Source organism: Autumnicola musiva (genome assembly GCF_031846585.1).
GTDB classification, from domain to species: domain Bacteria; phylum Bacteroidota; class Bacteroidia; order Flavobacteriales; family Flavobacteriaceae; genus Autumnicola; species Autumnicola musiva.
Map to the genome: position 1 here is coordinate 71,978 of NZ_JAVRHK010000016.1, position 10,305 is coordinate 82,282.

A 10,305-nucleotide genomic window follows, 5' to 3' on the forward strand; every position below is an offset into this window, starting at 1 on the left:
CAGGTTCGTAAGACGAAAAATGTACTTTTTGACGATCTTTTTTGCTGAAAAAACTGCTGAATGAAAACTGATAATTTCGCTGAATTTGTTACCGGATTAACTTCGGAATATACCCCTGTAGTTGGAGCAGATTTAAAACATGAAGATTTTGCAGCTGTAGATCTTTCTGAAAGCAACCCCGAATTGATGAAGTTGGAAATACTTTCTTCTGAAGCATTTTCTATATTTTTACATAACTCCCTGCGTAAAGCCGGTAAAAAAGCTGCATTTGGAGGATATAATGAAGTGCGGAACTTGTACAAAAGGAGCAGGCTTTTTAATATAAATGTAGATGAATTTTTAAACCGAAACATTCATATAGGGCTGGATATTTGGGCTGCAGAAGGAACAGATGTGCTTGCAGCCCTGGAAGGCGAAATTCATAGTTTTCAGGATAATTCCAATTTTGGTGATTACGGTCCAACAATTATCCTGGAGCATGAAAAAGAAGGAAGAACATTTTATACACTTTACGGGCACCTAAGCCGAAAATCTCTGGTGGGATTAACAAAAGGGGAAAAAGTACAAAAATCTTCAAAAATAGGTGAATTGGGTGATTCTTCAGAAAATGGTGATTATGCGCCGCATCTGCATTTTCAGATTATGGAAAATTTAATGGGTAATATTGGGGATTTTCCGGGTGTATCTTCAAAAAAGGAGCTTGAAATCTATCTACAAAATTGTCCCGATCCTAATCTTCTCCTGAAAATTTAATAAATTATTGTTACTTTCTTCGTAGGATTAGCGCAACGATTGCTGAGGTAACCACACCCATGGCCAGGGCGCTAAAGATGCCCATAATAATGTAAGATTTCATATTGAAATATTCTTCGGCTGCGCTGCGCTGCATTTGCCCGGTTGCTACAGTATAATTAATCACATTTTCAAAATAATCGGGTGTAATCCAGGCATTGGTAATATACTGCATTAACGGAGTGAGTAAAGTGATAACAATAGTTAATACAATTCCGGAAACAAATCCCTGGCTCCAACTCATTCTTCCGCCGTAAAAATGTTTTCTTTTGTCATAAAGGGCAAAGAGAAAAAGTGCTATGGCCACAAGGCCAAAAAGATTGGTGTAGATAGGATGTTTGGCGATAAGTTCATCATGCCAGCCCATTCTTTTTTCAAACATCATCCAGAGAAGGGAAGCAAAAGAAAAGATAATTCCCCATTTTATTTCTATAATGATTTTTTTCATAATGTCACTGCTTGGTTTTGGCAAAATTAACCAAAAAGCCTGACACTACTTATTTTCAAAATTATCCTGAAGGGAATGGAAAAAAAATAGCTCAGTAAAGCTGACAAAAATAAACTGTTTCTATGTAGAACATCGGGAAGAAAAAAATCAACAAAAATTTTCTCTGCTACAGGTGTAATCAGCAGCAGGGAAAATTTGAAAAATTGCTATTAAACTTTTAAGTATCAGGCGGCTTTATCTAAATTTTTGGTGATAAAGAAACCAACCAGGAGGCCTACTCCCGCCATTAGAAAAATAGTTCCGGGATAAGCTACATCCTCCTTCATATTTAAGCTGTAAATAAAGAGGTTTGCAAGAAAGATTCCAAGACCAATTCCTATACATAACAATGCGAGGTTTAGCGTGATTACTTTCCATACCGGTGTAATCCTTCGATTTTTGCTGTAGAAAATGTTTGCATCTGCTCCTTTTTCAATTAATGCCAGGCGTTCCCTGTTGCGTGCCGAAATATACAAATAGTATATACCGAATACAGTGCCGAAAATTACAGGTAATACAATGATTTCAGATCCCATGATGATAGATTTTTATAGTTAATTTACTGTTCGTTTTCTATAGGACGCAGCTTTTTTGAGTCCGGTTACAAAATATTTTGACTTTACTGTTTATTGACGATCTGATTGCCGGAGGCTTGCTTGAGATTTTTATTTTTTCTTTAAATTCTGTAACCGGAACCATAACCAGGACGTCATATGTAAAATGAACCGCCAAACCGACCAACATTTTATTGACAAAGCACGGCAGGGAGATACCCGTGCATATGGAGTATTGGTGGAAAGATATCAGGATTATATTTTTACAATAGTTTACCGCATGCTAAAGGTAAGGGAGGAGGCGGAAGAAGTTGCGCAGGATGCATTTCTAAAAGCTTTTGAAGCACTTCCGGGTTTTAGGGGCGAGGCAAAATTTTCCAGCTGGCTCTACAGGATAGCGTACAGAAAGGCTCTTGACAGAATAAGAAAGAAGGGCATTTCAACTTCAGAATTGATAGAGGAAATCACTGAAGATGATACTACAAGGCTGGAGAGTGCACTGGAAATTATGTTGCAGGAAGAACGATCGGAAATTATTAGAAATTGTATTCTGAAATTACCGGAACAGGAATCGGCAATTATTACTCTCTATTACTTTGAAGAACAATCTGTAAAAGAGATTGCGGGGGTAACCGGATTAACTGAAGAAAATATAAAAGTAAAACTTTACAGAAGCAGGAAAACATTATTTTCATTATTGAAGAAATATATGCAGGCAGAAATACCCGGGAGAAATGGAAAAACATTCTAAAGAAGAAATTTTAGCAGAAAAAATAGTGAAAAATGCAGGCCTGGAAAAACCTTCGGCAGATTTTTCATCGAAGGTACTGAAGGCTATTGCAGCAAGGCAGGAAGTAGTGCATTACAAGCCGTTAATTTCCCCCTGGGCCCTGATTGTTTTCACGGGAGTAATGTTAGCGGCTGTTGCCGGACTTTTTTGGACTACTTCAGATTTTTCATTTGAGGTGGATTTTAAGCTAATCAATTTTGTTTCTATTCCAAAACTGGAGATCTCCGGTACAATGATGTATGCTATTGCTTTTATTTCGCTTTTCTTCCTGGAAATACCTTTTTTAAAACGTTTTCTGGTAAAGCAGTATGAGTAATGCAGGTGAAAACTTTTCCTTCCGTTTTTTAAGGGAAGGTGACTTTATCAGTTTTGGCTGATAAAGATGGAAGGGTAAGATTTGTACTTTTGCTCAAGTCATCTACTATTTTTTTCCAAACTTTCAATTGAAAAAACCACCCCGGCCTGCGCCCACCGCTTCTTAAAAAAGAGAAGAGCTTTTAAACAGCAAAGAATAAAAAATCCCGAAGCAGAAATTCTACTTCGGGATTTTATTTTAGTTTACCGTCTCACTATTCATTCACAATCACCCAGTCTCCTTTATCAAGAAGCGGAATAGCCTGCTTGTATTTCACGGTTTTATTTTCACCGCTCATTACATTCTTGATAGTGATTTTATCATTACGCCCAATTTTAGGCCGATCTCTTACTACGGTTTCGGTAACCTGAGGTTTTGGCTGTTGGCGCTGGCCTGCGGCACGACTTTGTGCAGCTCTTTCGTCAATATTAGGAATCTCTTCTTTTGAAGTTTCCACTTTTTCACGCCTTTTTTGCCTTGCCTCATGAATATTGGAAGTATTTCCTTCAGGAATTTCTCCTTTAAACAGGAAGGAAATTACGTCTTTATTCACCTGGTCCAGCATAGTCTTGAAAAGTTCAAAAGCTTCAAATTTATAGATCAGCAACGGATCTTTTTGCTCGTGAACGGCAAGCTGAACACTTTGCTTTAACTCATCCATTTTTCTTAAATGCGTTTTCCAGGCATCATCAATTATTGCAAGAGTGATATTTTTCTCAAAGTCTTTTACCAGTTGCTTTCCTTCGGTTTCATAGGCTTTTTCAAGATTGGTGACTACCTGAAGGGTTTTGGTGCCATCGGTAAAAGGAACTGAGATTCTTTCAAAATTATTGCTTTCATCTTCGTAAACCTGCTTAATAACAGGGAATGCCCTGGAAGCACTATGTTCCATTTTTTCCTGATAATGCTTATAGGCTGCTTTATAAATTTCTCCAGAAATTTGCTGAATGTTCATTTTTGTGAACTCTGCTTCGGAAACAGGGGAACTCATTGAGAAATAACGGATAAGCTCGAATTCAAAATTCTTGAAATCCATTGCGGCCTTATTGGTTTCGGCTATAGCCTCAGAAGTGTCAAATATCATATTAGCGATATCCACTCTCAGTCGGTCCCCAAACAGGGCATGGTATCTACGTTTGTAGATTACTTCCCGTTGGGCATTCATCACATCGTCATATTCCAGCAGTCTTTTCCTGATTCCGAAGTTATTTTCCTCTACCTTTTTCTGGGCGCGCTCAATAGATTTGGAAATCATGGAATGCTGAATCACTTCGCCTTCTTCAAGGCCCATTCTATCCATTAATTTAGCGATACGTTCAGAACCGAACAAGCGCATCAGGTTGTCTTCAAGAGAAACGTAGAACTGGGAACTTCCCGGATCTCCCTGACGGCCACTACGACCACGCAGCTGCCTGTCTACACGTCTGGAATCATGGCGCTCTGTACCAACAATGGCCAAACCACCGGCTTCCTTCACCTCTTTGCTCAGCTTAATATCTGTACCACGACCAGCCATGTTGGTGGCAATGGTTACAATACCAGATTTACCTGCTTCGGCAACAATATCAGCCTCTTTTTTGTGCAATTTCGCGTTAAGCACGTTGTGCGGAACATTTCTCAGCTTCAGCATACGGCTAAGCAATTCTGAAATTTCCACGGAAGTGGTACCTATAAGCACGGGCCTTCCGGCCTTAGAAAGATCGGTTACATGATCAATTACCGCGTTGTATTTCTCACGCTTGGTTTTGTAAACCAGGTCTTCTTTGTCTTTTCTGGCAATAGGGCGGTTAGTAGGAATTTCAACCACATCCAGCTTATAGATTTCCCAAAGTTCTCCGGCTTCAGTAACCGCAGTACCCGTCATCCCTGAAAGTTTGCGGTACATCCTGAAATAATTCTGAAGGGTTACAGTGGCGAAAGTTTGTGTGGCATCTTCAATCTTCACATTTTCTTTGGCCTCAATCGCCTGGTGAAGTCCGTCACTATAGCGGCGGCCCTCCATTATACGCCCGGTTTGTTCATCTACAATTTTCACTTTATTTTCTATCACCACGTATTCGGTGTCTTTTTCAAATAAAGTATAGGCTTTTAAAAGCTGGCGCATCGTGTGGATACGCTCACTTTTTACGCTGTAGTCGCGGAACAGTTCTTCTTTCTTTTCAGCTTCATCTTCTTTTGAAAGGTTTTCTTTTTCAATTTTGGCGATTTCCATACCTATTTCAGGCATCACAAAGAAATCGGGATCGCCGTTGGCAGAAAGAAAATCAATTCCTTTATCGGTAAGGTCTATCTGGTTTGTCTTTTCATCTATGGTGAAGTAAAGCTCCTCATCAACTTTAGGCATCTCACGGTTGTTGTCCTGCATATAGTGATTTTCGGTCTTCTGCAGTAACTGCTTGATACCCTCTTCACTTAGGTATTTGATTAATGCTTTGTTTTTAGGCAATCCGCGGTACACCCTTAGCAATTGTTTAGCACCTTCTTTAGTGTCTCCTGAAGCGATAAGTCTTTTTGCTTCCGCAAGAACTTTCACCAGGTGTTTGCGCTGTACTTCAACAATATTGGAAACAGCTGGCTTTAATTCATCAAATTCATGTATATCTCCTTTTGGAATAGGACCTGAAATAATTAGTGGCGTACGGGCATCATCTACCAGTACTGAATCCACCTCATCCACAATTGCATAATTGTGAGGACGCTGCACCAAATCGTTAGGGGAATGGGACATGTTATCCCTTAAATAGTCAAAACCAAATTCATTATTGGTTCCGTAGGTAATATCTGCATTATAAGCTTTTCTCCGGGCGGCGGAGTTTGGCCGGTGATAATCTATACAATCCACACTAAGGCCATGGAATTCAAAAATAGGTGCCATCCAGGCGCTATCCCTTTTTGCAAGATAATCGTTAACCGTTACCAGGTGCACTCCTTTTCCGGTTAATGCATTTAGATACATTGGTAAAGTAGCCACAAGGGTTTTACCCTCACCAGTTTGCATTTCGGCAATTTTTCCCTGGTGCATGGCCACACCACCAATCAACTGTACATCGTAATGTACCATGTCCCAGGTAATCGGCTTTCCGGCAGCGTCCCAGGAATTGCTCCAGATCGCGTGATCGCCTTCCAGACTTACATAATCTTTTTCTGCGGAAATTTCCCGGTCAAAGCTTGAAGCCGTTACCTGAAGTTCGGTATTTGCTACAAATCGCTTGGCGGTTTCTTTTACATTGGCGAAGGCTTCCGGAAGAATTTCGTTTAAAACTTCTTCAGAAATTTCATAAGCTTTATCTTTTAAGGCGTCAATTTCAGTATAGATATCCTCTTTTCGGGTAATATCTTCAGATTCGTCAGCCTCCTGCTCAAGATTGGATATTTTCTCATTAACTTCTTTGAGAGCATCGGCAATTTTCGATTTAAAAGAAGATGTTTTTGCTCTTAATTCATCCAGGCTCAGTGCTTCATATTCAGATTCAAGAGCCTTGATTTTATCAACTATGGGTTGTATTTCCCTGACGTCCTTTTTCGATTTGTCGCCAACAAATACTTTTAATACGGAATCTAAAAAACTCATAATAGTTTTTTGTTTTAATAGGGTTCAAATGTAAGCAAAAAAAAAGCCTCACTTTGGAGACTTTTTTGCTTTATTTCTTAATGTTTTATTTTAATATTCATCCTCATTCCAGAGATAATCATCGTCTGTAGGATAGTCTGGCCAAATTTCTTCAATAGAGTCATAGGAGTCTCCCTCATCCTCAATAGCCTGTAGATTTTCAACAACTTCCAATGGTGCTCCGGTTCTAATCGCGTAGTCAATTAACTCGTCTTTTGTGGCAGGCCATGGCGCATCACTTAAATAAGATGCTAATTCTAAAGTCCAATACATGTTGAAATCGGTTTTTAATTTTTGCAAAAATAATTTTTTTACCGATACAGCCAAGAAAAAAATCTAATTATTCATCAATATAGTTAAGAACTTATTCTAATTTATCAATCTCTGGAAAATCAAATGTTAAGAAATACAGACTTACAGAGGCAGAAACTGGTCTAAGATTTTTCGGGAATCCATTTTACCTCTTCTGCACGGAAATATTTTGACAATTTTCGTGCCAGCACAAACAAATAATCGGAAAGCCTGTTAAGGTATTTCAGTACAGCTTCATCAAAAGCCGCAATCTCATAAAGGGCGGTGGCAAGGCGTTCTGCACGTCTGCAGACACAGCGCGCAATGTGACAGAATGACACGCTTTGATGGCCTCCCGGTAATACAAAATGAGTCATTTCCGGTAGTTCTTCATTCATCTTATCTATTTCCTGTTCCAGAAATTCAATGTCTTCCGTAGAAATTTTTGGGATATTCAGTCTTTCCTTTCCATTTTTAAGCGTAGCTTTTTCGGGATCTGTGGCCAGAACAGAACCTATGGTAAAGAGGCGATCCTGAATCCTCATAAGGCTGGACTTTACATCTTCCTCCACCTTCTGGTCACGCAGCAGCCCAATATGGGAGTTGAGCTCATCTACCGTACCGTAGCTCTCAATCCTTATATGATGTTTTGGAACCCTGGTGCCGCCAAATAGTGCCGTAGTGCCTTTATCCCCTGTTTTCGTGTAAATCTTCATATTGTTAAATTTGAAGCTGAAGTAATTAGCCTCATTTATTTCAAATTTACGAAGAATATCAGGGAAGGGGAGGAGAGTCGACTATTTTTCTGAAGATTTTTCATCCAGATTTTCCCGGGATTTTTCATTTTCCCGTTTCCGTTCTTCATATCTTTTTCTGAAGTTTCGGTTTTTCCTGTTATTTCGATTTTGCTTTGCACGGCTGGAATTCCACCTGAAGAAAAAGAATGCAATGGCAATAATTAAAAGGTAGAGCCAGGTCTGCCGGTCAAAATCGAACATTTTTAAAATGAATTTTTTCTAAGATAACAAGATTTAATTCAATGGGCAATTGAGAAATTTATAATTGACAATGAGTAACCAATAAAAAATAAGACACAAAATAGTAATTAGCCACCAACCATTTCGCGGCGTTCATCTTTTTCCACCACCCCATCGCGCAGGCGGATGATGCGGTGGGCATGTTCAGCAATGTCTTCCTCATGTGTCACAAGAATTACCGTATTTCCTGCAGCATGAATCTCGTCAAAAAGGTGCATGATTTCTACAGAAGTTTTGGAGTCCAGGTTCCCTGTGGGTTCATCGGCTAAAATAATGGAAGGTTTGTTTACCAGGGCACGGCCAACAGCCACCCTTTGTCTCTGCCCACCGGAAAGTTGATTTGGTTTATGATCCATACGGTCCCCAAGCCCCACATTGGTAAGAACTTCTTTTGCCCGGTCATTTCTTTCAGTTTTGGAATAGCCGGCATAAACCATTGGCAGCGCCACGTTATCAAGCGCGGTAGTTCTGGGGAGAAGGTTAAAGGTTTGAAAAACAAAACCAATTTCTTTATTTCTTATTTCAGCAAGTTCATCGTCAGTCATCTTGCTTACATCTTTACCGTTTAAAATATAAGTCCCGGAAGTAGGGGTGTCCAGACAGCCGAGTAGATTCATGAGTGTGGATTTCCCCGAACCTGAAGGCCCCATAAAAGCAACATATTCTCCCCTTTCAATTTCCAGGTCTATGCCTTTAAGCACCTTTACAACTTCCTGGCCCAGCGGAAAATCCCTGGTGATATCTTTAATTTCTATGACTTTATTCATGAAGGTTCAGCTTTTACGTTGCCAATAGGACGTAAGTTAAGAAGATTTGTTACATCTATGGAATATTGAAAAAGTGAAAAGTTTAAAGTGGAGAGTTGAAAAGTTCAACTACGAAACTAAAAGTTGGAAAATGAAAAAAGGAAGAGTAGAATCGACAATGGTTAATGCACAATAAAAAACTTGGCGGTTGTAATTCTCACTTATGGGTTTCCAAATTTAAATTAATTGTTGAAGAACCATTACAAAGAACCTACATTCTACAACCTGATAACAAAATGTTGTTTGGCCTGTTCTTTTCTGAAAAAAATAAGTCCCCAGTAAAAGGTGTCTATAGAAACTGTGACTTCCGTATGATTCTTAATTTCCTCCCAGGCTTCTTCCATTTGAAGGGACCAGTGAATATCATCAAAAATAAATACCGAATTGTTATGAGCCAGTGGCAGAAGCTTATAGAAATAGTTGAGCGTGGGCTGCTTCTGGTGATTTCCGTCGAAGAAGATTAGATCGTATTTGTTGGTTTGTTGTTTGTAGTTTGTTGTGTCTCTTTTTTCCTGTTTCCTGTTTCCTCTCTCTGCTTTTTTTTGTCCACTTTCCACTTTCCACTTTTCGCTCATTTTTTCTTTTTCCAGCACATCTTCAAATTTGCCAATTTTCAAACTGATATTATCAAATTCAAATTTTTGAAATTGCTGGCGGGCGATATTAGCGGTTTCCGGGCAGCCTTCCATAGTTGTCACTGCTGTTTTTTTATTGGCGGCAAGTGCGGAAGTAGCAATGCCAAGAGAAGTTCCCAGCTCCAGCACCTTATTAGCCCCCAGGTAGTTAACCAGCCTGTACAGAAGTTCTGCCCTGGATTTTGTAATTCCTGCATTTTTAGCAATTGCAGAAATTTTCCGGGAATTGGAATTAAAAACCCTGCTCCCCGCTCCAAAATCGGTTATTTCTATGGTTTGTTTATTCTGAAGAAGATCTTTTCTGTACTCCTTTAATAACTTATAACCAGTATAATTCTTTTTATCATAAAAACATTTCGTCACCAGGTCATATACAAAAGGGGAGTGAAGCCCATGTTGGTTTTGGCTTTTTAGAAGGAAATTTATGTAAGATTTTAGTAGGTGCAATTCGGCTGTCAGTTGTGGGTTGTCAGTTGTAAAATAGCAAATATCACGTTCTCCAGTTCTTTTCAACATATCGTATAAAAGAAAATATTTGCCCACCTAAAACTTCATATTTCTGCTTAAGTTCTTTAATTTCCGCAATGTCATATAATTCATCGACCATTTCCAATTGTGATAAGCACTCTAAAAGAGAGGCATGAGCATAGGTGAGGAATTTCAGGAAATCCTGTTTGTATATTCTACGGCCATACCCTTCCACAATATTATCTTTAATACTTTTGGAAGACCTCCGTAATTGACTTCCCTGTTCATAAAGTTCATACTTCGGCAACTTTAGGGAAATTTTATGCGCTTCAATTGCATATGTAAAGGCAAGGTTATAAATGTCTAAATCTTTATAGCTCTTCATTTTCTTATAGAATAAAAGTTTGAGCAGAGCGAAAACAACTCACAACTCACAACTCACAACTCACAACTCACAACTCACAACTCACAACTCACAAC

General features: G+C 39.1%; 12 protein-coding genes. 3 read left to right on the forward strand and 9 right to left on the reverse strand.

Annotation, left to right across the window (positions count from 1 at the left end; translation table 11 throughout):
- The first annotated feature begins 60 nt into the window (after positions 1 to 60).
- A complete protein-coding gene (locus RM539_RS16485; protein ID WP_311504517.1) occupies positions 61 to 753 on the forward strand; it encodes a peptidoglycan DD-metalloendopeptidase family protein in 693 nt (230 codons plus the stop codon).
- Between the two features lie 10 nt (positions 754 to 763).
- Here RM539_RS16485 and RM539_RS16490 read toward each other — a convergent pair whose 3' ends face one another.
- Entirely contained in the window at positions 764 to 1,240 is a 477-nt protein-coding gene (locus RM539_RS16490; protein WP_311504518.1) for a DUF4199 domain-containing protein, read from the reverse strand.
- Positions 1,241 to 1,464: 224 nt separating this feature from the next.
- Positions 1,465 to 1,815 (reverse strand): DUF6249 domain-containing protein, encoded by a 351-nt coding sequence (locus RM539_RS16495; RefSeq protein ID WP_311504519.1) that lies wholly within the window; start codon positions 1,813 to 1,815, stop codon positions 1,465 to 1,467.
- A gap of 184 nt (positions 1,816 to 1,999) precedes the next feature.
- On the opposite strand from RM539_RS16495, the gene RM539_RS16500 reads away from it, so the two are divergent.
- Complete coding sequence (locus tag RM539_RS16500) at positions 2,000 to 2,584, forward strand: RNA polymerase sigma factor (RefSeq protein WP_311504520.1); 585 nt, start codon at positions 2,000 to 2,002, stop codon at positions 2,582 to 2,584.
- Positions 2,568 to 2,939 (forward strand): hypothetical protein, encoded by a 372-nt coding sequence (locus RM539_RS16505; RefSeq protein WP_311504521.1) that lies wholly within the window; start codon positions 2,568 to 2,570, stop codon positions 2,937 to 2,939. Before RM539_RS16500 ends, RM539_RS16505 begins: the two co-directional genes overlap by 17 nt.
- A 253-nt stretch (positions 2,940 to 3,192) precedes the next feature.
- On the opposite strand, the gene secA is transcribed toward RM539_RS16505, so the two are convergent.
- The 7 genes from secA to RM539_RS16540 form a co-directional block, all read right to left on the reverse strand.
- Complete coding sequence (secA, locus tag RM539_RS16510; RefSeq protein ID WP_311504522.1) at positions 3,193 to 6,549, reverse strand: preprotein translocase subunit SecA; 3,357 nt, start codon at positions 6,547 to 6,549, stop codon at positions 3,193 to 3,195.
- 90 nt (positions 6,550 to 6,639) lie between these two features.
- Positions 6,640 to 6,861, reverse strand: a complete 222-nt coding sequence (locus RM539_RS16515) for a DUF2795 domain-containing protein (RefSeq protein WP_013070580.1) — start codon at positions 6,859 to 6,861, stop codon at positions 6,640 to 6,642.
- Positions 6,862 to 7,022: 161 nt separating this feature from the next.
- Positions 7,023 to 7,595: a cob(I)yrinic acid a,c-diamide adenosyltransferase gene (locus RM539_RS16520; protein WP_311504523.1), complete on the reverse strand. Its 573-nt coding sequence runs from the start codon at positions 7,593 to 7,595 to the stop codon at positions 7,023 to 7,025.
- An 81-nt stretch (positions 7,596 to 7,676) separates the two neighbouring features.
- The gene (locus RM539_RS16525) at positions 7,677 to 7,877 is read right to left on the reverse strand and encodes a hypothetical protein (RefSeq protein ID WP_311504524.1); all 201 of its coding nucleotides are present in this window, start codon (positions 7,875 to 7,877) and stop codon (positions 7,677 to 7,679) included.
- Between the two features lie 107 nt (positions 7,878 to 7,984).
- On the reverse strand, positions 7,985 to 8,683 hold the full coding sequence (locus RM539_RS16530; protein ID WP_311504525.1) for an ABC transporter ATP-binding protein: 699 nt from the start codon (positions 8,681 to 8,683) through the stop codon (positions 7,985 to 7,987).
- A 257-nt stretch (positions 8,684 to 8,940) separates the two neighbouring features.
- Complete coding sequence (locus tag RM539_RS16535; RefSeq protein WP_311504526.1) at positions 8,941 to 9,873, reverse strand: O-methyltransferase; 933 nt, start codon at positions 9,871 to 9,873, stop codon at positions 8,941 to 8,943.
- Positions 9,848 to 10,210, reverse strand: coding sequence for a four helix bundle protein (locus RM539_RS16540; protein ID WP_311504527.1), 363 nt, complete (start codon positions 10,208 to 10,210; stop codon positions 9,848 to 9,850). The genes RM539_RS16535 and RM539_RS16540 overlap by 26 nt, the downstream gene beginning before the upstream one ends.
- Between the last annotated feature and the right edge of the window lie 95 nt (positions 10,211 to 10,305).